Source organism: Frateuria sp. YIM B11624, assembly GCF_049727805.1.
Classification (GTDB): domain Bacteria; phylum Pseudomonadota; class Gammaproteobacteria; order Xanthomonadales; family Rhodanobacteraceae; genus Frateuria_A.
Genome location: NZ_JBCNYA010000012.1, coordinates 66,160 through 87,965, shown reverse-complemented (window position 1 = coordinate 87,965; position 21,806 = coordinate 66,160). Strand labels below are relative to the sequence as shown.

The window sequence follows — 21,806 nt, the reverse complement described above, 5'->3', positions numbered from 1 at the left end:
CTGGCATTATGCCGCCACCATCCTTCCGGTCGGTCTTTAGATGAGCCGCGTTCCGATCTCCGCCTGCATCATCACGTTCAACGAGGCCGACCGCATCGACGATTGCCTGGCCTCGCTCGTCTTCTGCGACGAGATAGTGGTGGTGGATTCCGGTTCCACCGACGACACCTGCGCCCGCGCGCAAGCCCATGGGGCGCGCGTGTTGCAGCGGACATTCGACGGCTTCCGCAGCCAGAAGGCCTTTGCAGTGGAACAGGCGCGCCACGACTGGGTGCTGTGCCTGGATGCGGACGAGCGAGTCGACGCGACCCTGCGGCAGAGCATCGAGGCGGTCCGCGAGCAGGGCTTCGTCGATGCTGCGGGCTACCGATTCGCGCGCCTGTCCGAATATTTCGGCGCCTTCCTGCGCCACGGCAACGCCTATCCGGACCGCGTGCTGCGCCTGTTCGACCGTCGCCACGGCGGCTGGCGCGGCGAGCGGGAGATCCACGAAGCGGTCAGCGTCGATGGCCGGGCGCGCACGCTGGCCGGCAACCTCGAACACCATCCATACCGCTCGCTCTCCGAGCAACTGGCCAAGCAGGAGCGCTATGCACAGATGATGGCCGAGCACCTGCATGCCCGCGGCAAGCGCGCCCGCTTGCGGCACATCCTGCTCAACCCGTGGTGGCGCTTCGTGCGCGGCTACGTGCTGCGCGGCGGCTTCCTGGACGGCTGGCGTGGCCTGCTCTACGCGCTGGTACGCGTGGAATACGTGCGGCGCAAATTCCTCAAGCTCTGGCTGCTGGAGCGCGGCCAGCGTCCCTGAGGCGAATCTGGTAGCCCAACCGCAGCGCCAGCCCGAGCACCAGGAAGAAGAAGAACGACTGCGACATCACGCGATAGAACACGCTCTCGCCCAATGCGCAGAACAGGTACAACATGACGATTGCCAGGCCCGCGGTCGCGGTGCCGGCGATGGTGTCGTCGGGGTGCCACGCCCAGCGCGCGAAATGGCGCAGCGCCAGGCCGAACATCGCCAGCACCGCCAGCAGCAGGGGCAGTCCGCCGGTGGCCAGCGCGCGCAGGTACTCGTTGTGCGGCTGGTTGTAGCGGGCGATCGCGGGATCGCTGCGGCCGGCAGCGATCTCGGCCTTCGCATAGTCGGCGTACCGGTCGACACCGATGCCGGCCAACGGATGCTCGGCAAAGGCCCGCAGCGCAGTACGCCACATCTCCAGCCGCTCGCCGATCGAACCATCCGGATCGCCCTGGTCGAAGCCTGCCACTTCCTGCTGGATGCTGGTGAAGCGGGCCAGCATGGCGCCATGTAATGTCGTGGTGGCGATCGCGCCGCCCAGGCACACCGTGGCACCGAGCGCCAGGCTCCAGCGCCAGCGGCGGGTGCGCCGGGCCTGCACCAGCAGCACCAGCAGGAAGGCCGGCACGAAGGCCAGCAGCGGGCCACGGCTCTGCGTCAACAACGCGCCGTACATGCCGAATGCCATGCCCGCGCCATGCAACCACCAGCGCCAGCTCAGCATCCGCGCATACAGCAGGCGCACCAGCGCCAGCAACGACAGCCCGAGCAGCAGCGTGGCGCACTCGATGGCGCTGGAGCCGCCGCCGTTGAGACCATAGGCGCGTGGAATCCCCATTGCGTAGTGCTGCACCAGGCAGACCGCGCCCAGCGTGATCGCGGTCAGGCTGAAGCCGGACCACACCAGTTCCATGCGCAGGCAACGCCCGAACACGGCCGCCACCACCACGTACAGCAGCACGTGCGCGGCATGGTCGAGCGGGCGCCAGCCCAGTCCATGCCACAACACGTTGATGATATCGAGCACGATCAGCAGCAGTGCCGCCGCCATCACCGGCGCGGCCGTGCGGTAGTCCTGGCGCACCGGCGCGTGCCGCAGCAGGGCGAGGCCGCTGAAAAACAGCAGCGCCACCGGCAAGGCCTTGATGCCCGGCTCGATCGAGAAGGACAACGGCAGCAGGGCAACCAGCGCCGACAGCGTCCAGGTTGGCCAGTTGTGCCAGGTGCGGCGCGCGGTTCCGTCGTGGGACACCGCCACGTCGTGGCTGTGCGCGTTCATTCCGGCACCTTGGCGTCGGCCGCTTCGGCGGACGGATCGGGCACGCAACCCGGGATCACCGCGTCGGCTTTGAACAGCCACCATTCGCGGCGGTTGGCGTGGCCCAGGTCGATGGCGCGGTCACGCTGCACGCATGCGCCCATCGCCGGTTCCTGCACGAACAACCAGCGGTGCGCCCGGTCCTTCGCCTGCCACGCGACGGCATCGGCGTATTGCTCCGTCCAGGGACGGGTGAAGCCGAAGTCCGTTGCAGGATGGTCGAGCATCAGCAGGTTCTGCTCCTTCCACGCCACCAGCCCGATCTGGTCGCCCGGCGCGAGTTGCGCCCGCACCTTGGCCATCAGGCCGGCGGCGGAACTGGAATCGTTGAGCTGCGGCGCGATGCCGACGCTCCAGCCCAGCCACAGCGCGGCCATGCCGCCGCCCACCGCCCACACGGCGCCGCGCAGGCGCAGCGCAGCCACCAGCGCCAGTTGGACCGCGCCGATCACCGCCATCCAGCCGAACAGGGCCTGTGCGCCACCGTCGAAGCCGCGCCGCTGCGCCCATTGCGTCGCCGCCGGCGGATGCGCAATGAGCGCATAGGCACCCGCCACCAGCAGCAGCGTGCCGAACAGGCCGATGAAGGCCAGTCCCGCGGTGCGCAGCCAGCGCGTGCGCACCAGCTCGTCCAGGAACGGCGCGCTCACCAGCGCGACCATCGGCAGCACCGGCAGGATGTAGACGTCGCGCTTGCCGGCCGGGATCGAGAAGAACACCAGCACCAGCACCGCCCAGCCCAGCGGCAGCAGCACGCGCGCATCCTTCGCCTTGAGCGCGCGCCACCAGCGCGGCAGCGTGCCCGGATAGGCGAGCGACAGCGGCAGCCAGCTGAACAGCACGATCGGCAGGTAATAGAACGGCGAGTGGATGTGTCCCCACGACTTGGCGTAGCGGTCGGCGGTCTGGTGGAACAGGATGTCCTGCACGTAGGCGGCGTACGCCGGATTGCCGTCATGCGCGCGCGCCGCCAGCAGCATCGGCACGAGCCACAGCGCGATCGCCGCCAGCACGGCGGGCAGGCCCAGCCACCAGCGCATCGCCTGGCCCTTGCCCATCCGTACCGCGCCATCCCAGCCGCCGCGCAGCGCGAACGCGTACGGCAGCAGCAGCAGCAACGGCAGGAAGCCGACGCCCTTGGTGATCACCCCCAGCCCGGCGCAGAAGCAGCCCAGCCAGTAGGCACGCCAGTTCGGTCCGCGCAGCATGTGCGTGAGCAGGCCCCAGTTGCCGGCGGTGATCAGGAACATCACCAGCGGGTCGATCTGCGCGCGCTTGACCTGGTAGACGAACTGGAACGCCAGCAGCAGGCCAGCCGCGGCGTACAGGCCGACCTGCCGGTTCCACAGCCGCCGGCCCAGGTCGTAGATGAGCGCGAGCGTGCCCAGCGCCGCCAGCAGCGAGGGCAGCAGAAAGGCGATGCGCCAGTTGCGCACCAGCTCGAAGCTCACCGCCTCGGTCCACATCAGCACCGGCGGCTTGTCGGCGTACAGCTCGCTGCCGCGGTGCGGGAACAGCCAATCGCCGCCCTCGACCATCTGCTTGGCGGCGAGGGTGAAGCGCGGTTCGTCCGAGGGCCACGGATCACGCATGCCGATGCCCGCACCGATCACCACCAGGGCGATCAGCATCAGCAGCCAGAAGCGGCGGCGGTCCTGTGGGCTGGCGTGGGGAGGGGACATGAAGCGATCCGTGCAGAGCAGCAATCGTTGTAACCGGGCCGGGCTTACCTGGTGCTGAGCCGCTACTGCCTTTCAAGCACGGCATAGTACATGCCGTCCAGGTCGCCATCGCCGGGCAGGATCTGCCAACCAACGGCGGCCGCCTGGCCTGCCGGCAGGGTGAACGGCAACGCGCGTGCGTCCGCGTTGCCGGCGAGCAGCGATTGCACCGCCGCTTCGTTCTCCGCGCGCAGCAGCGAGCAGGTCGCATAGACCAGCTTCCCGCCGGGTTTCAGCAGCGGCCACAGCGCCGCGAGGATGCGCTGCTGCAGCTCGGCCAGCGGGGGAATGTCGCTCGCGCGGCGATGCAGCCGCACGTCGGGGCGCCGGCGCAACACGCCGGTGGCCGAACAGGGCGCGTCGATCAGGATGCGGTCGTACGGCTGGCCGTCCCACCAGGCTTCCTGCACGCCGGCGTCGCCGGCGCGCAGCTCGGCGTGCAGGCCGAGGCGGTCGAGGTTCTGGCCGATCCGGCGCAGCCGGGCCGGATCCGAATCCAGCGCGGTGAGCGCCAGCTCGGTGCGTTCGACCAGGTGGCAGGCCTTGCCGCCGGGTGCGGCGCAGGCGTCGAGCACGCGCTGGCCCGGGCGGGCGTCGAGCAGGTCGGCGGCGACCTGGGCGGCGCCGTCCTGCACTGCGAACAGGCCTTCGGCGAAGCCGGGCAGACGGGTGACGTCGCTGCTGTGCGGCAGCACGAGGGCGTCGGCAAGCCATGGATGCAGTTCGACTGCTTGGCCGTCCAGGTGCAGGCGCTCGAGCAGCGCTTCGCGCGTGGTGCGGCGGCGGTTGGCGCGCAGCATCAGCGGGGGCTCGTGATTGTCGGCGGCCAGCACCGCCTCGGCGTGGGTCGGCCAGTCGCGGGCGATCGCGTCGGCCAGCCAGGCCGGGTGCGCGTGGCGGGTGGATGGCACGCTGTCGAGGGCCGCCAGCCACTCGACGCGTTCGCGCTGCCAGCGGCGCAGCACGGCATTGACCAGTCCGGCCAGCCGCGGCCGCTTGAGCGCGCGGGTGGCCTCGACGGTGGCGGCCACCGCGGCGTAGTCGCTGAGTTCGAGGATTTCGAGCTGCACCAGGCCGAGCACCAGCAGCGCGTGTACCTGCGGCTCCTTGCGGCGCAATGGTTGCGCCAACAGTCGGTCGAGCGCCGGGTCGAAGCGCAGCCACCAGCGCGCGCCTTCGCTCAACAGGGCCATCAGCAGGGCGCGGTCGCGCGGGTCGGGGAGCTTGCCCGCGTGGCGTTCCATCGCCTCGCGAAGCGAGGTGCCGCGCAGGGCGATGTCGGCCAGTGCGGTGGCGGCGAGGGCGCGGGTGTCGGTCATCGCCATGTGCTGCCCGGGTTGTTAGTGACTCCCGTGAGACCTTGAACTTTGCCACCTCTCCCCTTCGGGGAGAGGGCTGGGGCGAGGGGGCAAGGCTTGCGGAAAACCAGGGACGTAGCGTGGGTCCAGGGCGGCTGCCACTCCAACAGACTTTCGGGCGAGCCCCGGCCCCTCACCCCAACCCTTTCCCCGGCGGGGAGAGGGAGCGGCAGCGCACTCACTTGGCAGCCCCGCGGAGTTCTGGGCGCGCGTTGAGGTAGTCGGCGGCGCTGATGCGCTTGCCGCCGGGGCGTTGCAGCGCAGTCACCCGCAGCGCGCCGTCGCCGCAAGCCAGTTCGATGCCTTCGCGGCTGGCGGCGAGCACGGCGCCTGGCGCCGCGTCGTGGCGCCGATCGATCGCCCGCGCGGCCCAGATCCGCACGCTCTCGCCGGCGATCGTGCCTTCCGCCACCGGCCATGGATCGAACGCGCGCACGGTGCGCTCCAGCTCGATCGCCGGACGGCCGAAGTCCAGCTTCGCCTCGGCCTTGTCCAGCTTGTGCGCGTAGGTCACGCCCTCGGCCGGCTGCGGCGTGGCCGCCAGCACTTCGCCGGCCAGCGTGCGGTGCAGGCCTTCGGCCAGCACCTCGGCGCCCAGCATCGACAAGCGGTCGTGCAGCGTGCCGCCGGTGTCGTCCGGGCCGATCGGCGTGCGCTTTTCCAGCAGCACCGGGCCGGTGTCCAGGCCGGCCTCCATGCGCATCAGGTCGACGCCGCTCTCGGCGTCGCCGGCGAGGATCGCGCGCTGGATCGGCGCCGCACCGCGCCAGCGCGGCAGCAGGCTGGCGTGCACGTTCCAGCAGCCCAGCCGCGGGATGGCCAGCACCTTGCGCGGCAGGATCAGGCCGTAGGCGACCACCACCAGCAGGTCCGGCGCATGGGCGGCCAGCGCGGCCTGCGCCTCGGGCGACTTCAGCGACTCGGGCTGCTCGACCGAGAGACCGGCGGCCAGCGCGGCCTGCTTCACCGGGCTCTCCGCGAGCCTGCGGCCGCGGCCGGCAGGGCGGTCGGGCTGGGTGTAGACGGCCACCACCTGCGCGCCGCTGGCGCGGCAGGCTTCCAGGCAGGGGACGGCGAATTCCGGCGTGCCGGCGAAGACGATCCTCAAGCGCTCGCCGCCTGCTTGCGCTGCTTTTCCATGCGCTTGAGCAGCATGTTGCGCTTGAGCGGCGAGAGGTAATCGACGAACACCTTGCCGGCCAGGTGGTCCAGCTCGTGCTGGATGCACACCGCCAGCGGGCCCTCGGCCTCCATGGTGAATGCCTTGCCTTCCACGTCCTGCGCCTTGACCGTGACCTTCAGCGCGCGGGTGACGTCGGCATAGATGCCGGGGAAGGACAGGCAGCCCTCCTGGTACACCTGGGTGCCTTCCCTGCCCACGATCTCGGCGTTGATCAGCGCCAGCGGCTGGTTGCGCTCCTCGCTCATGTCGGCCACCAGCACGCGCTTGTGCACGTTGACCTGGGTCGCGGCCAGGCCGACGCCGTTGGCTTCGTACATGGTTTCGTACATGTCGGCGACGAACTGCTTCAGTTCGGCGTCGAAGGCGGTCACCGGGGCGGCCTGCGTACGCAGCCGGGGATCGGGGAATTCAAGGATGGTCAGGACGGACATTTCGGTTACCTCGGGCGCCTTCAAGATGCGGGCGAATCGTCGTCAACGAAAGCCCCGGCGCAAACTAGAATGGGCCTTATTGTACGGCGGCAAGCTCCCGTGCGGCAGGCGATTTTGCCAACTGCTCCCGGTTGCGGGCCTTCACCATTCGGTTACACTCGCCCGAGCCTCGGGGGTAGGGGAATCCCGCATATGATCAAGAAGTCCATCGGGCTGCTGGCCGGCATGCTGGTCACCGTGGCCGTGTACGCCGCCGGGGCGCAGTTGCGCGCCGATCATCCCGATACCTACACCGTGCGCCGCGGCGACACGCTGTGGGATATCTCGGCCAAGTTCCTGTCCAAGCCGTGGCTGTGGCCGGAGATCTGGCAGGCCAATCCGCAGGTGCGCAATCCGCACCTGATCTACCCGGGCGACGTGCTCAACCTGTCCTTCATCAACGGCCCGCGGCTCAAGCTGGAGCCGAGCGTGCACCGCGAAGGCGAGGCCGTGCCGGCGATCCCGCTGGACCAGTTGCGCATGTTCCTCAAGGACATGCGCGTGATGGACGAGGACGCGGTCAAGTCCTCGCCCTACGTGGTCGGTTTCGAGGAAGCGCGCCTGCGCGGCACGGTCGGGCAGAACCTGTACGTGCGCGGCCTGCATGCCACGCCGGGCCAGCGTTTTGCGATCGTGCGGCCGACCCACACGTTCCGCAGCTTCGCGCCGGGCGATGCCGACAACACCCAGGAAGAGGTCGTCGGCCACACGCTGGACAGCAACGTCTCGATGGTGCGCACGCCGTGGGAAGAAGACTTCCGCGATGACGGCCACTACGGCAAGGGTCAGAACCTGGGCGTCGAGGTCAGCGTGATCGGCACCGCCGAAACCCTGCGCGAAGGCGACCCGTCCACCCTGTTGCTGCTGGACTCCACCCAGGAGATCCGTACCGGCGACCGCGTGCTGCCGCTGGATGGCCCGGCCTACGACCCCTACTACTACCCGCACGCCCCGCAGTCGATGCCGGCGGACGCCCGCGTGATCGCCTTCGCCGATGCGATGGACGCGGCTGGCCCGCGCCAGGTCGTGGCGCTGTCGATCGGTGCGAAGGACGGCGTCGACAACGGCCAGACCTACGCGATCTTCCAGCCGGGCGAGACCATCCACGACGACGTCGCCAGCAGCAGCTGGAGCCGTGGTTCTGGCGAGAAGGTCACCCTGCCCTCGGAGTTCGTCGGCCATGTGATGGTCTTCCGCACCTTCGACCGGGTCAGCTACGGCCTGGTGATGGATGGCCTGCGCCCGGTGCATCGCGGCGACCGCCTGGCGATGCCCGAATAAAGCCACGTCGCGGTTTTCGCCGACACGACGGCGCGGCCTTGGCCGCGCCGTTTTTCGTTGGGGCGAACCTACACTGGCTTGATGACTGACACGGATGCACTGCGCGCCTGGCTGATCCTGCTGCGGACGCCAGGCCTGGGCTGGGCCACGCTGCGCGAGCGCCTGGCCGCCGGAAAGGGCGACGTCCTCGCCGTGCTGGACGGCCTGCAACGCTCGCCGGAGCGCCTGGGCGAAGACGCCCGCGCCTGGCTCCGGCGCCCTGACGAAACGCGCCTGGCGGAAGACTTCGCCTGGCTCGCCGCCCCCGGGCATCGCCTGCTCTGCTGCACCGACGCGGATTTCCCGCCGCTGCTGGAGCACATCGCACAACCACCGGCCGCCCTGTTCGTCGCCGGCGACACGGGCCTGCTGCTGCATCCGCAGGTGGCCATCGTCGGCGCCCGCGGCGCCACCGCCGGTGGGCTGGCACAGGCACGCCACTTCGCCGGCGCGCTGGTGCAGGCGGGCTTCGTGGTCACCAGCGGCATGGCCGACGGCGTGGACGGTGCGGCGCACGCGGCGGCGCTGCACGCCGGCGGGTCGACCGTCGCGGTGGTCGGCACCGGCCCGGATCGCGTTTATCCACGCAAGCACCAGGCGCTGGCGCAGGCGATCGCCTCGCATGGGGCGCTGGTGAGCGAATTCCCGCCCGGCACCGCGCCGCGGGCGGACCACTTCCCCCGCCGCAACCGTCTCATCGCCGGATTGTCGCTGGGCACGCTGGTGATCGAGGCGGGAGTGAAGTCCGGCTCGCTGATCACCGCACGGCTGGCCGGCGAGCAGGGCCGCGAGGTGTTCGCCCTGCCCGGCTCCGTGCACAATCCGCTGGCGCGTGGGTGCCACCGGCTGATCCGCGAGGGCGTGCGGCTGGTCGAGGAGCCGGCGGAACTGGTCGAGGCGCTGGCGCCGGCCGCGCGTGCACTCGGCGTCGAGCTCGCCGCGCGGCTGGACGATGCGCCGGCGCGGGAGTCGTTGCCAGCTCCACGCCAGGCCGACCCGGAGCACGATCGCCTGCGCCAGGCGCTTGGCCACGATCCGGCCACGCTGGACGAACTGGTGACCCGCACCGGCCTGGCGCCGGCCGCGCTGGCCTCGATGTTGCTGATGCTGGAACTGGAGGGGCGCGTCGAAAGCTTGCCGGGCAACCGCTACCAGCGCCTGGCATCGGCCTGATCGGCCTCGCGCAGGAGCCGGGATGCAGGCTTTGCCTGCGGATTGCGGCGCCGGTCCGCTGCCGGGCGGGCTCCGGCAGCTTGCCGCGCACCGCCGCCAACCCGCGCCAGGTCGCGGTTTCACGCGATCCGGCTTGACAGTCGCTGCGAGCGCATGGCTCAACTAATAAAGAGTGTGCCCGCCAGCCGGCGGCACGGAACGCTTCCGGAAACCCCCCGCCCCATGGCCAAGAACCTCCTCATCGTCGAGTCGCCCGCCAAGGCCAAGACGATCAACAAGTACCTCGGCAAGGACTTCCAGGTCCTGGCCTCCTACGGCCACGTGCGCGACCTCAAGCCGAAGGAGGGCGCGGTCGATCCGGACAACGGCTTCGCCATGAAGTACGAGGTGATCGAGCGCAACGAAAAGCACGTCGACGCGATCGCCAAGGCGGCCAAGGCGGCCGACGACATCTACCTCGCGACCGACTTGGATCGCGAAGGCGAGGCGATCTCCTGGCACATCAGCGAGATCCTCAAGGAGCGCGGCCTGGTCGAAGGCAAGCGCATGCACAGGGTGGTGTTCTCCGAGATCACGCCCAAGGCGATCAAGGCGGCGGTGGCGCAGCCGCGCGGGCTGTCGCACGACATGGTCGACGCGCAGCAGGCGCGACGCGCGCTGGACTACCTGGTCGGCTTCAACCTCTCGCCCGTGCTGTGGCGCAAGGTGCAGCGCGGCCTTTCGGCCGGCCGCGTGCAGAGCCCGGCGCTGCGCATGATCGTCGAGCGCGAGGAGGAGATCGAAGCCTTCGTCGCTCGCGAGTACTGGACCGTCGAGGCGAAGCTCAAGCACGCCGAGGGCGACTTCGGCGCGCGCCTGACCAAGCTCAACGGCAAGAAGTTCGAGCAGTTCGACCTCACCAACGAGCGCGATGCGATGGCCGCACGCGCCGCGCTCACCGAGGCCGCGCACGGCCGCCTGACGGTGAGCGAGGTCGGCTCCAAGGAGCGCAAGCGCCGGCCGGCGCCGCCGTTCACCACCTCCACGCTGCAGCAGGAGGCCGCGCGCAAGCTCGGCTTCGGCACCAGCCGCACGATGAAGATCGCGCAGGGCCTGTACGAGGGCGTCAGCCTTGGGCAGGAGGGCAACGTCGGCCTGATCACCTACATGCGTACCGACTCCACCGCGCTGTCGACCGAGGCGACCGATGAGCTGCGTGCGCTGATCGCCCGCGACTTCGGCCGCAACGCGCTGCCCGACGGCGTGCAGGTCTACCGCACCAAGAGCAAGAACGCGCAGGAGGCGCACGAGGCGATCCGCCCGACCTCGGCCATGCGCACGCCGCGCCAGGTCGCCGCCTTCCTCAACGAAGAACAGCGCAAGCTGTACGAGCTGATCTGGAAGCGCACGGTCGCCTGCCAGATGATCCACGCCACGCTCAACACCGTGTCGGTGGATTTCGAGCTGCCGCACGTCGCCGGCGGCCCGGCCGCATTCCGCGCCACCGGCACCACAGTGGTCGACCCGGGCTTCCTGGCCGTGTACGAGGAAGGCCGCGACCAGAAAACCGCCGAGGACGACGAGGAAGGGCGCCGCCTGCCGCGCCTGGTCAAGGGCGAGCAGGTCGCGCTTTCCGACATCCTGGCCGACCAGCACTTCACCGAGCCGCCGCCGCGCTATTCGGAGGCCAGCCTGGTCAAGGCGCTGGAGGAATACGGCATCGGCCGCCCGTCCACCTACGCCAGCATCATCCAGGTGCTGCAGAACCGCGAGTACGTGTTCCTGGACAGCCGCCGCTTCAAGCCGACCGATGTCGGCCGCGCGGTGGGCAAGTTCCTCACCCAGCACTTCAACCAGTACGTGGACTACGACTTCACCGCGAGGCTGGAAGACGAGCTGGACGCGGTCAGCCGTGGCGAGGAGGCCTGGGTGCCGCTGATGGAGCGTTTCTGGCAGCCGTTCAAGACCCAGGTCGAGGAGAAGACCGAGTCGGTCGACCGCAGCGAGGCCACCGGCGCGCGCGAGCTGGGCATCGACCCGAAGAGCGGCAAGCCGGTGTCGGTGCGGCTTGGCCGGTACGGGCCCTACGCGCAGATCGGCGACAAGGACGCCGACGAGAAACTGCAGTTCGCGTCCCTGCGTCCCGGCCAGAGCATGCACACCATCACGCTCGAGGAGGCGATGGAGCTGTTCAAGCTGCCGCGCAAGCTGGGCGCCAGCGAGACGGGCGAAGAGGTGAGCGTCGGCATCGGCCGCTTCGGCCCGTTCGTCAAGCAGGGCAGCACCTACGCCTCGCTCAAGCCGGAAGACGATCCGTACACGATCGAGCTGCCGCGCGCGCTGCAGATCGTCCGCGAGAAGCTGGAGATGCTCGCCAACCGCGTGATCGCCGACTTCGGCAACGGCGTGCAGGTGCTCAACGGGCGCTACGGGCCCTACATCACCGACGGCGAGAAGAACGCGCGCATCCCCAAGGACACCGAACCGAAGGACCTGACCGAGGCGCAGTGCCTGGAGCTGCTCGCCGCCGCGCCGGCGAAGAAGGGCCGCTTCGCGCGCAAGACCGCCACCAAGCAGGCCGCCGCGAAGAAGGCGCCGGCCGCGAAAAAGGCCGCTGCCAAGAAGGCGCCCGCGAAGAAGACCGCGGCCAAGAAGACGGCCGCCAGGAAAACAGCCAAGAAGACCGCCACCAAGAAGGCGGCCGTGAAAAAGGCGGGCAAGGCCGGCGCCCCGACGTGACCGCACGCTATACCCTCGCCGATGGCGCGGCCGCCGCGGAAATGCTGCACGGTGGCGGCGTGCTGGCCTATCCGACCGAGGCGGTCTACGGCCTCGGTTGCGACCCGCACGACCGAGTCGCCTTCGAGCGCCTATTCGCGCTCAAGCAGCGCCCGCCGACGCAGGGCGTGCTGCTGATCGCGGCAGACTTTGCCCAGGTCGAGCGCTACATCGACCTGGCCCAGGTGCCGGCCGAGGTGCTGGCGCAGGTCCAGGCCAGTTGGCCGGGCCCGAACACCTGGATCTTCCCGCGCACCGCGGCGGTGCCAGCCTGGGTCGCCGGCGGACACGTCGGCATCGCGCTGCGGGTCACCGCCCACGCGCCAGCCGCCGCGCTGTGCCGTGCCTATGGCGGCGCGCTGGTCTCGACCAGCGCCAACCCGCACGGCTCGCCCGCGGCGCGCAGTGCGGCGATGGTGCTGGACTATTTCGGCGAGGCGCTCGACGGCGTGCTCGACGCGCCGCTCGGCGGGCAGGAGCGGCCCACGGTGATCCGCGATGCGCTTTCGGGCGCTATCATCCGCGCCTGAGCGTCCAGGGGACGCTGCCGGCCCGATGGATGGCCTGCGGCGGGACAGCAGCACACGTGCGTTTCACGCCGGCTTGCAACGGCCGGTCGCCATGCTGTGCGCGTCTGGCGCATGGCGGACTGGGAGATAAGCAGCTTGGCCATCGTTTACGACACATTCCAGCGCGAGGCGCCACAGCGCCTGGCGCTGCTGCATGCGGACACGCCCGAACGCGTGCTGGCGTGGCGCGACGGCCGCAGCGTCAGCGCCGCGCAGTTCCTCGCGCACGTGCGCCAGGCTGCCGCCACGCTGCCGGCTGCCTGCGCCGCGGTGAACCTGTGCGAGGACCGTTACGCCTTCCTGGTCGCCTTTTGCGCCATCGTGCTGCGTGGCCAGACCAACCTGCTGCCGTCCTCGCGCGCACCGCAGGCGGTGGACGAGGTGATGGCCGCGCACCCGGGTTGCTATGCGCTGGGCGAGCAGGCGCTCGACCCCGCGCCGGCCGGTTACCACCGCCTGCCCGCCTTGACCGCGCTGCCCGATGTCGAGGAGGCCGAGGGCTGGCCGCAGATCCCGGCCAGCCAGGTGGTGGCCATCGGCTACACCTCCGGTTCGACCGGCACGCCCAGCGCCAACCTGAAGACCTGGCGCAGCTTCCACGCCAGCAACGCCGGCAACCTGGCGATGCTGCATGCGGCGGTCGGCGAGCGTTTCGGCGTGGTCGCCACGGTGCCGCCGCAGCACATGTACGGCATGGAGATGAGCGTGCTGCTGCCGCTGCTGGGCGGGGTCGGCGTGCACGCGGGGCGGCCGTTCTTCCCGGCCGATGTGGCTGCCGCGCTGGCCGAGGTGCCCGAGCCGCGCGTGCTGGTGACCACGCCGGTGCACCTGCGCGCGCTGGTCGAGTCGGGCATCGCGCTGCCGGCGCTGGCGGCGATGGTGTCGGCCACCGCGCCGATGCCGCCGGAGCTGGCACGGGCGGCGGAAGAGCGCTTCGGCGCGCCGCTGCAGGAAGTGTTCGGCTCGACCGAGACCTGCGTGTTCGCCAGCCGCCGCACCACCCGCGAGGATGACTGGTCGCTCTATCCGGACGTCCAGTTGCATCCGCAGCCGGACGGCACCCAGGTCGAAGCGCCGCAACTGGATGTGCCACGGCTGCTCGCCGACATCGTCAGCCTGTCCGCCGACGGCCGGCGTTTCCGCCTGCGCGGGCGCCAGGCCGACATGCTGGAGATCGCCGGCAAGCGCGCTTCGCTGGGCGACCTCACGCGGCGCCTGCTGGCCATTCCCGGCGTGCAGGACGGCGTGGTGTTCCAGCTCGACGACGGCGACGCGCTGGGCGTGCACCGCATCGCCGCGCTGGCGGTGGCGCCGGCGCTGGACGAGCATGCCATTCTCGACGCGCTGCGCCGCGCGATCGATCCGGTGTTCCTGCCCCGGCCGCTGCTCAAGGTCGCCGCACTGCCGCGCAACGAGACCGGCAAACTGCCGCGCGCGGCGCTGCTCGAACTGCTTGCCCGCCACCACGCGCATCCGTAGGCAGCGGCAGATGGGCTTCAGCCCACCGCAACCCACCGCGGGACGCGTGGTGGGCTGAAGTCCACCCTACGAACCGCGTACCGGCGCAGTCCTCGGCACCGCTACAATGCGCGCCTGCGCCGCGGGGCGCACCACACGCTTCGGAGAGCGCATGAAGGTCCTGGTCATCGGCAGCGGCGGGCGCGAGCACGCGCTGGCGTGGAAGCTCAAGCAGTCGCCGCGGGTGAGCGAGGTGATCGTCGCCCCCGGCAATGCGGGCACCGCGCGCGAGCGCGGCGTGCGCAACGTCGACGTGGCCATGAAAGACCTCGACGGCCTGCTCAAGCTGGCCAGGGCCGAGAAGGTCGAACTCACCGTCGTCGGTCCGGAAGTGCCGCTCGTCGCCGGCGTGGTCGACCGCTTCCGCGCCGCCGGCCTGCGCATCTTCGGGCCGCGCGCGGTCGCCGCGCAGCTGGAAGGCTCCAAGGCCTTCGCCAAGGATTTCCTGCTCCGCCACAACATTCCCACCGCGCGCTACGCGGTGTTCAACGAGCTCACCGCCGCGCTCGCCTACGTGCGCCAGCATGGCGCGCCGATCGTGATCAAGGCCGATGGCCTGGCCGCGGGCAAGGGCGTGGTGGTGGCGTTGACCCTGACCGATGCGGAGCAGGCGCTGCACGACATGCTCGGCGGGCACGCCTTCGGCAATGCCTCGGCGCGGGTGGTGATCGAGGAATTCCTCGAGGGCGAGGAAGCCAGCTACATCGTGATGAGCGACGGCAGCCACGCGCTGCCGATGGCCTCCAGCCAGGACCACAAGCGCCGCGACGAGGGCGACCTCGGACCCAACACCGGCGGCATGGGTGCCTACTCGCCGGCGCCGGTGGTCACCGCCGCGGTCGAGCAGCGCATCCTGAAGGAAGTGATCGAGCCGACCCTGCGCGGCATGGCCGCCGAGGGCGCGCCGTTCATCGGATTCCTATACGCGGGATTGATGATCGACCCGTCGGGTGCACCCAAGGTCATCGAATTCAACGTGCGCTTTGGCGATCCGGAAACCCAGCCGATCATGCTGCGCCTGAAATCGGACCTAGTGGAGCTGATCGAGGCCGCGCTCGACGGCGAATTGCGCCACACGCGCGCGCAGTGGGACAGCCGCCCGTCGATCGGCGTGGTGGTGGCCGCCGAGGGCTACCCCGGTCGCGTACGCAACGGCGATCCGATCGGCGGACTGGACAGCGCGTTCGACCCGACCGTGAAGGTGTTCCACGCGGGCACGGCACTGGACGCGCAAGGCCGCGTGGTCACCGCGGGCGGGCGCGTGCTGACCGTCTGCGCGCTGGGCAGCGACCTGGCCGCGGCGCGCGAGCATGCCTATGAGGCGGCTTCGAAGATCCACTTCAACGGCGCGTTCTGCCGGCGCGACATCGCGCACCGGGCGTTGCGGCGCGGGACCTGACGCTGGTGGCCGCGCGTCACGGCCGCGCGCTGGCCGTCGCCAGCCTCGTCCTGTGCCTGGTCTATGCGCTGGTGGCCGTCGGCGGCATGCTGCTGCTGTCGCCACGCGTACCGTATGCCGATCCCTGGCGCTTTTACGCGCACCTGCTGACTACCCCTTGGCCGGTCGACGTGTTGACCGTCGACAACGGCCACCCGGAAATCCTGCCGAACCTGCTGCGCCTGTTCGAACTTCAGGCGCTTGGCGGTGGCCAATGGCTGCAGATTCTCGTCGGCGTGTTGATGCTGGCCGGCTGCTGCTTGCTGTGGGCGCTCGCCTGGCGCGGGTCCGACCCGTCGTCTGGGCTGAAGCTCCCGCGCACGGGCTGGCTACTCTGCGGTGCGCTTATGCTGCTTTGGTTCGGCAATGGCCGCACGCTGGCGCATGCCAACGAATCGGTGCACGCCTACCTGGTGATCGGCTGTCTGTTTGGTGGCGTACTGCTCGCCGCCCGACCCGGTCGTGCACGGTTGGCGCTGGCGCTGCTGCTAGGGCTGCTCGGGACGCTTTCCTTCGGGACCGGCGCGGCGATCTTCGGTGCGTTGTTCATCGTGCTGTGCCTGCGCCGCGCGCGCTGGCAGGCGCTGCTGGCCTGGCTCGTGGCCACGACGGTGGCGCTGGCCTGCTATTTCACGTTGCCGCGCACGGGCGGCGGCGCGGCCGCACTGGCCGTGGAGCCGGGCTGGCAGGCCAGCGTCCTGTTGCGCTGGCTGGCGGCGCCCTACCTGTATGCGATGGGCCCGTTCGCCGATGCCTCATTGCAGGACAAGCTGCCCACGTTGGCGCGAGTGGCATCGGCACCGTTCGCGCGGCTGTCGCTGCAATGGTTCGGCGACGCGCGACAAGCCGTGTGGCCGGAACTGGGCCTGGGCCTGGCGGGCGCGATGGCGCTGCTCGCCTTGAGCGTGCGCGCCTGGCGCCAGCCGTGCGCCTGGCCGCGGCAGGAACGGCTGGCGCTGGCGGCAAGCTGGTTCGCCGTGGGCTGCGGCCTGCTGGTGGCGATCGCGCGCGCCGACTATTTCCGGCAGTACCCGGCGCAGCTCTACTCGGGCCGTTATCTGGTGTGGTCGTCGCTGTTCTGGGGCGGCTTGCTGGCCACGGCCACGCTGCGGCTGGCGGCGCGCGGCCGCTCCCGCATGGCGATCGGCCTGCCGTTGCTGGCGGGTCTGTTCCTGTTGCCGAGCACGTGCTGGATGCTGTTGCCGGCGCGGCACGCGCAAGTCGTCGCCGATCGCGACGCATTGGGCGTGACCACCGGCGTCCTCGACCGCTCCACCGAACATGGCGAGAACGTGCTGGACGAGATGGTAGCCGCACGGCCGGTGTTGATGCAGCACCGCACGGCGGTGTTCGCATCGCGCCAGGCCAGCCTGCTCGGCACGCTGGCGCCGGCGCAGGCCAAGCCGCTGCCAGTGCGCGGCATGCACCTGACCGCGGTCGACAATGCGTTCCCATGGCCGGGGACCGAGGTGCGCTTCAGCTATGCGGTGGATCGGCCAGGGCCGCGCCTGTTGCTGGTGGACCGGGCGGGCCGGGTGGTCGGCATGGCCGCCCCGGCGGGCAACACGGGAGTCTGGCTCGGCTCGGCCCGCGGCACGGTCGAGTCCCTGTCCGGCCTGCGGGTGATGGCACCCTGGTAGGGTCCGCCGCCGCGGCATCGCCGGGCGGCGGATCGCTGTCAGGCCGCCGCGCGGTCCGGCGCGCCGGGCTCGGCACTGCGCGCGGATCCCGGGCGTAGCACCATGTACAGCATCAGCAGCATGCCCAGCAGCACGCCCACCGAGCCGACGCCCAGCAGCGGTGCGAGTGTCTCCTCGCTGGCCTTGCCGCCGTAGAGCAGGAACAGGCCGAGCAGCATCAGGATCGCCGCGACCTGGTGCAACGCGAACTGGGTGACCGCCAGGCCCCGGCGCGGCGCCTCCAGCCACAGGCGGTGGATGATCCCGTACACCAGCGACAGCACGAAACCGACCAGCAGCACATGGGCGTGCGTCACCAGCTCCCCATGGTTGTGCGAGGCGGCCATGTAGATGCCCAGCGCCATGCCGATGGCGGCATAGCACAACGCCCAGACCAGATATCTCCGGCTCATGTCCACGCTGTTCCCTCCCGAAACGCAGGCGCCTGGTTGGCGGGCGCCACGAGCGCCGTGGAAGGCTTGCGCTGCATGGCACCGCGGCGCGTCCGCCCCCGGCGGCCCCTTCCCCGCGGCGAAGGTATGCCGATCGGGGCGTGCCCGCAACGTCGGGTGGGCGCTTTCACGCTAGGCTAGCGCCAGCTTCGGGACCCGGATCCGCATGAGCCAATTCGACCTGCTCGGCCAGCGCCGCTTCGCGCCCTTCTTCTGGACCCAGGCGCTGGGTGCATTCAACGACAACGCCTTCCGCAACGCGCTGGTGATGCTGGTGGCGTTCCAGATGGGGCTGGACGACAGGAGCGTGTCGCTCTACACCAACCTCGCACCGGCACTGTTCATCCTGCCGTTCTTCCTGTTCTCGGCCACCGCCGGCCAGTTGGCGGAGAAATACGAGAAGACGCGCATCATCCGCGCGGTGAAGCTGTTCGAGATCGGCGCGATGGTGCTGGCGGCGATCGGCTTCCACACGCACGACACCACGCTGCTGCTGGTGGTGCTGTTCCTGATGGGGCTGCACTCGACCACCTTCGGGCCGATCAAGTACGCGATCCTGCCGCAGGCGCTCAAGCCGGCCGAGCTGGTCGGCGGCAACGGGCTGGTCGAGATGGGCACGCAACTGGCGATGCTGGTCGGCATGATCGCCGGCAACTCGCTCATGCTGGTGGCCGGCATCGGACCGTGGCTGGCCTCGGCGGCGACCATCGCGGTGGCGGTGGCCGGTTACCTCGCCAGCCGGCGCATCCCGCCGGCGCCGGCGACGGCGCCGGAGCTCAGGTTCAACTGGAAACCGCTGAACGAGACCGCGCGCGTGCTCGGCATCGTGCGGCGCGATCGCGCGGTGTTCAACGCGGTGCTGGGCATTTCCTGGTTCTGGTTCTTCGGCACGGTGCTGATCGCGCAGTTGCCCAACTACACGCGCGAGACGCTCGGCGGCGACGGTTCGGTCAACACGCTGGTGCTCACGTTGTTCTCGATCGGCACCGGCGCGGGCGCGCTGCTGTGCGAGCGCATGTCGGGCCGGCGCGTGGAGATCGGCCTGGTGCCGCTGGGCGCGTTCGGATTGACGCTGTTCGGCGTGGACCTGTACTTCGCGCGACATGGCGTGGCGCTGGCGCAGGGGCTGGACTGGCTGGCGTTCCTGCGTGGCGCAGGCAGCTGGCGCGTGGCGCTGGACCTCACCCTGATCGGCGTGTTCGCCGGCTTCTATGTGGTGCCGCTGTTCGCCTTCGTGCAGGCGCGCGCGCCGCGCGAGCAGCTCTCGCGGGTGATCGCCGGCAACAACATCGTCAATGCGCTGCTGATCGTGCTGGCGGCAGGCTTCGGCCTGGGCTTGGGCGCGCTGGGCTTCGACGCGGTGGAGACCTTCCTCGCCGCGGCGCTGCTCAATGTGTTGGTGGCGGCGTACATCTTCACGCTGGTGCCCGAGTTCCCGATGCGCTTCATCACATGGGTACTGGTGAACACGCTCTATCGCGTGCGCGTGGAGGGCATGCGCCACGTGCCGGAGGAAGGCCCGGCGCTCTTGGTGTGCAACCACGTCAGCTTCATGGACCCGTTGCTGCTGATGGCGAACCTGCGGCGGCCCACGCGCTTCGTCATGTACTACCGGATCTTCAACATCCCGGTATTGCGTTTCGTGTTCCGTACCGCGAAGGCGATCCCGATCGCCGGCCAGAAGGAAGATCCGGCCGTGCTAGGGGCCGCCTGCGAGGCGATCGACCAGGCGCTCGCCGCCGGCGAGCTGGTGTGCATCTTCCCCGAGGGCGGACTGACCCGCGACGGCGAGATCGCGCCGTTCCGGCCGGGCGTGCTGCGCATCCTGGAGCGGCGCCAGGTGCCGGTGGTGCCGATGGCCCTGCGCGGCCTGTGGGGCAGCGTGTGGAGCCGGCGCGACACGCGGCTGGGCCGTGCGCGGCTGCCGCGGCGGTTCCGTGCGCGGGTGGAACTGGTGGTCGATGCGCCGGTGCCGCCGGAACGGCTGCGGCTGGATGCGCTGGAAACGCGCGTGCGCGAGTTGCGCGGCACGCTGGCGTAGGGCTTTCGTAGGCGGGCTTCAGCCCACCGCAGGACTGCCTGGTGGGCTGAAGCCCACCCTACGAGGAACCTGGCGTCAGGTGAGCCAGCCGCCCAGCACGATCAGCGCGATGACGCTCAGCCAGGCCAGCAACGCGCGCAGGAACGCGCTGCGCATGCGCGCCAGTTCGAGCAGCGGATCGGTATGTTCTTCGGCATAGCCGTCGCCCGCCTCGATTTCCACCGTGATGTCCGCGCAGGCGGCCGCGGCGAGGAAATCCGGGCCGTCGGTGTACCAGCTGGTCGGGGCGGCGTGCCGGCGCCAGCGATGCCAGGCGGCCATCACCGCATCCCAATGGCCGACCAGGGCCAGCGTGAAGACCAGCAACTGTGCCGGGAGCCAGTCCAGCGCGTTGGCGACGCGGCGCGCGTGGATGCGGCTGGCGGCGTCGAGCGCCAGCGTGTCGTCGCGGCCCAGCGTCTGCGCCAGCCGGTAAAGCAGGGCGCCAGCGGGACCGAGCAGGAAGAACCACAGCAGCACGCCGAAGCGCCGCCGCAGGGCAGCCATCGCCACCGCCTCGCCCAGCGCGTGCGCACTCCAGGCTACCTCGCCGCCCGGCTCGGCCAGGCGTTGCGCGGCCTTCTGGCGGGCGACCGGATCGGGCGCGTGCAGGATCGCCTCCAGGTCCGCTTCGAAGGCGTGCGGGCCCAGCCCGTAGAGCAGCACCAGCACGGCGAACGCCAGTTGCAGGAAGCCGCCGAGCGGCAGGCGGCCCAGCAGATCGGCCAGCAGCAGGCACAGCACCGTCGGCACGATCAGGGTCAGCAGCACGCGGCTGCGGCCGTCGGTGTCGTCCAGTTGCCGCACCCAGCCGCGGAACACGCCGTCGCCGCGCCATTGCGCAAGCTGCGGCAGCAAGTGCAGCAGGCCGAGGGCGATGAGGGCGGCGAGCAGGCTTAAGGCCATCGGGGAGCTCCTGGAAGTGCCCGGCCATTGTAGGGCAAGCACTCCATGCGGCCCGTCGGCGCCGCTTGCCCGTGCGGATGCCGCGTCGGGGGGCCTTGCGGCGTCCCTCAGGTGACGAGCGTGTCCAGTTCGAGCTCGGCGCGTTCGCGCAGCCAGTGCGCCAGCAACTGGTAGGACACCGACAGCCGCGTCGGCGTGGCGAAACTGCCGTCCGCCAGGCCGGCCGTGATCTGCCCGGGGGTGAACCAGCGCGCGTCCTCCAGTTCGCCATCACGCAGGTCGATCGCCGGATCCAGCGCATGGGCGATGAAGCCGACCATCAGCGAAGCCGGCAGCGGCCAGGGCTGCGAGGAGTGGTAATGCACCTCGCCCACGCGCACGCCGGCTTCCTCGGCCACCTCGCGGCGCACCGCGTCTTCCAGCGACTCGCCCGGCTCGACGAAGCCGGCCAGCGCCGACCAGCGGCCCTTGGGCCAGCTCGCCTGGCGCCCGAGCAGGCAGGCCCCCTCATGTTCGACGATGGTAATGATGGCCGCGTCGGTACGCGGAAAGTGCAGGCGCCCGCAGGCGTCATCGGTGCATTGCATGCGGTGCCCGGCCGCAACGCGCCTGAGCGGCGCACCGCAGCCGCTGCAGAAACGCGTTTCGCGCTGCCAGTGCGCCAGGCCCTTGGCGTAGGCGAACAGGCCCGCTTCGTCGGCAGCCAGGCGCAGGCCCGCTTCGCGCAAGCCGATGCGGCGCGCGGCCAGGCGTTCTTCCAGCGCATCGAACGGATGGGCGTCGTCGAGGGCGAGCAGAAAGTGCGGACAGCCTCCCGCGATGCCGAGCAGGCTGGCCGGCACGTCGGCGAACCATGCGCTCCGCTCGGCCCCGCTGAGCCAGCGCAGGCCTTCGGTCTCCTGCAGCAGATAGCTTTCGCCGGCGGCGTCCAGCAGCAGGTAGCGCGCCTCGCGGCAGCCGGCCTGCTCGGCCAGCCAGGCCTCCTCGTCGCGGCGCTCCGACATGCGGTCGAGCACCAGGCTCAGGCCGGCGAAGATGTTGGTGACGGCAGCGGCCATCGGTGGC

At 70.5% G+C, this 21,806-nt stretch carries 17 protein-coding genes; 9 read left to right on the top strand and 8 right to left on the bottom strand.

Annotated features, from left to right (window positions below; genetic code table 11):
* Positions 1 to 40 precede the first annotated feature (40 nt).
* Complete coding sequence (locus AAIL17_RS08140) at positions 41 to 808, top strand: glycosyltransferase family 2 protein (protein WP_424682326.1); 768 nt, start codon at positions 41 to 43, stop codon at positions 806 to 808.
* On the opposite strand, the gene AAIL17_RS08135 is transcribed toward AAIL17_RS08140, so the two are convergent.
* From AAIL17_RS08135 to def, 5 genes are all read right to left on the bottom strand, one after another.
* Positions 771 to 2,078 (bottom strand): O-antigen ligase family protein, encoded by a 1,308-nt coding sequence (locus AAIL17_RS08135; protein ID WP_424682325.1) that lies wholly within the window; start codon positions 2,076 to 2,078, stop codon positions 771 to 773. The genes AAIL17_RS08140 and AAIL17_RS08135 overlap by 38 nt on opposite strands.
* Positions 2,075 to 3,799 (bottom strand): ArnT family glycosyltransferase, encoded by a 1,725-nt coding sequence (locus AAIL17_RS08130; RefSeq protein WP_424682324.1) that lies wholly within the window; start codon positions 3,797 to 3,799, stop codon positions 2,075 to 2,077. Before AAIL17_RS08130 ends, AAIL17_RS08135 begins: the two co-directional genes overlap by 4 nt.
* Before the next feature lie 62 nt (positions 3,800 to 3,861).
* Positions 3,862 to 5,157: a 16S rRNA (cytosine(967)-C(5))-methyltransferase RsmB gene (gene rsmB / locus AAIL17_RS08125; protein WP_424682323.1), complete on the bottom strand. Its 1,296-nt coding sequence runs from the start codon at positions 5,155 to 5,157 to the stop codon at positions 3,862 to 3,864.
* A gap of 217 nt (positions 5,158 to 5,374) precedes the next feature.
* Entirely contained in the window at positions 5,375 to 6,304 is a 930-nt protein-coding gene (fmt, locus tag AAIL17_RS08120) for a methionyl-tRNA formyltransferase (protein WP_424682322.1), read from the bottom strand.
* Entirely contained in the window at positions 6,301 to 6,810 is a 510-nt protein-coding gene (gene def / locus AAIL17_RS08115; protein ID WP_424682321.1) for a peptide deformylase, read from the bottom strand. Before def ends, fmt begins: the two co-directional genes overlap by 4 nt.
* Positions 6,811 to 7,002: 192 nt before the next feature.
* Between def and AAIL17_RS08110 the strand changes: the two genes are divergently transcribed.
* The 7 genes from AAIL17_RS08110 to AAIL17_RS08080 all read left to right on the top strand — a co-directional run bounded on the left by AAIL17_RS08110 (position 7,003) and on the right by AAIL17_RS08080 (position 17,264).
* Complete coding sequence (locus tag AAIL17_RS08110; protein WP_424682320.1) at positions 7,003 to 8,130, top strand: LysM peptidoglycan-binding domain-containing protein; 1,128 nt, start codon at positions 7,003 to 7,005, stop codon at positions 8,128 to 8,130.
* Between the two features lie 81 nt (positions 8,131 to 8,211).
* Entirely contained in the window at positions 8,212 to 9,342 is a 1,131-nt protein-coding gene (gene dprA, locus AAIL17_RS08105; protein ID WP_424682319.1) for a DNA-processing protein DprA, read from the top strand.
* A 222-nt stretch (positions 9,343 to 9,564) separates the two neighbouring features.
* Positions 9,565 to 12,060 carry a DNA topoisomerase I gene (locus AAIL17_RS08100; RefSeq protein ID WP_424682318.1) on the top strand — a complete coding sequence of 832 codons (2,496 nt, stop codon included), beginning with the start codon at positions 9,565 to 9,567 and terminating at the stop codon, positions 12,058 to 12,060.
* Positions 12,057 to 12,629 (top strand): L-threonylcarbamoyladenylate synthase, encoded by a 573-nt coding sequence (locus tag AAIL17_RS08095; RefSeq protein ID WP_424682317.1) that lies wholly within the window; start codon positions 12,057 to 12,059, stop codon positions 12,627 to 12,629. The genes AAIL17_RS08100 and AAIL17_RS08095 overlap by 4 nt, the downstream gene beginning before the upstream one ends.
* Positions 12,630 to 12,764: 135 nt before the next feature.
* Positions 12,765 to 14,147 carry an AMP-binding protein gene (locus AAIL17_RS08090; protein ID WP_424682316.1) on the top strand — a complete coding sequence of 461 codons (1,383 nt, stop codon included), beginning with the start codon at positions 12,765 to 12,767 and terminating at the stop codon, positions 14,145 to 14,147.
* A 151-nt stretch (positions 14,148 to 14,298) separates the two neighbouring features.
* A complete protein-coding gene (gene purD, locus AAIL17_RS08085; protein WP_424682315.1) occupies positions 14,299 to 15,585 on the top strand; it encodes a phosphoribosylamine--glycine ligase in 1,287 nt (428 codons plus the stop codon).
* A 5-nt stretch (positions 15,586 to 15,590) separates the two neighbouring features.
* Positions 15,591 to 17,264, top strand: a complete 1,674-nt coding sequence (locus AAIL17_RS08080) for a hypothetical protein (RefSeq protein ID WP_424682314.1) — start codon at positions 15,591 to 15,593, stop codon at positions 17,262 to 17,264.
* 38 nt (positions 17,265 to 17,302) lie between these two features.
* On the opposite strand, the gene AAIL17_RS08075 is transcribed toward AAIL17_RS08080, so the two are convergent.
* Positions 17,303 to 17,716, bottom strand: a complete 414-nt coding sequence (locus tag AAIL17_RS08075; protein ID WP_424682313.1) for a TonB-dependent receptor — start codon at positions 17,714 to 17,716, stop codon at positions 17,303 to 17,305.
* Positions 17,717 to 17,921: 205 nt separating this feature from the next.
* On the opposite strand from AAIL17_RS08075, the gene AAIL17_RS08070 reads away from it, so the two are divergent.
* Positions 17,922 to 19,796 (top strand): MFS transporter, encoded by a 1,875-nt coding sequence (locus tag AAIL17_RS08070; RefSeq protein ID WP_424682312.1) that lies wholly within the window; start codon positions 17,922 to 17,924, stop codon positions 19,794 to 19,796.
* A gap of 75 nt (positions 19,797 to 19,871) precedes the next feature.
* Here AAIL17_RS08070 and AAIL17_RS08065 read toward each other — a convergent pair whose 3' ends face one another.
* Together AAIL17_RS08065 and nudC are read right to left on the bottom strand one after the other, a co-directional pair.
* The gene (locus tag AAIL17_RS08065) at positions 19,872 to 20,741 is read right to left on the bottom strand and encodes a beta-lactamase induction protein (RefSeq protein ID WP_424682311.1); all 870 of its coding nucleotides are present in this window, start codon (positions 20,739 to 20,741) and stop codon (positions 19,872 to 19,874) included.
* Positions 20,742 to 20,848: 107 nt separating this feature from the next.
* A complete protein-coding gene (nudC, locus tag AAIL17_RS08060) occupies positions 20,849 to 21,799 on the bottom strand; it encodes an NAD(+) diphosphatase (RefSeq protein ID WP_424682310.1) in 951 nt (316 codons plus the stop codon).
* Between the last annotated feature and the right edge of the window lie 7 nt (positions 21,800 to 21,806).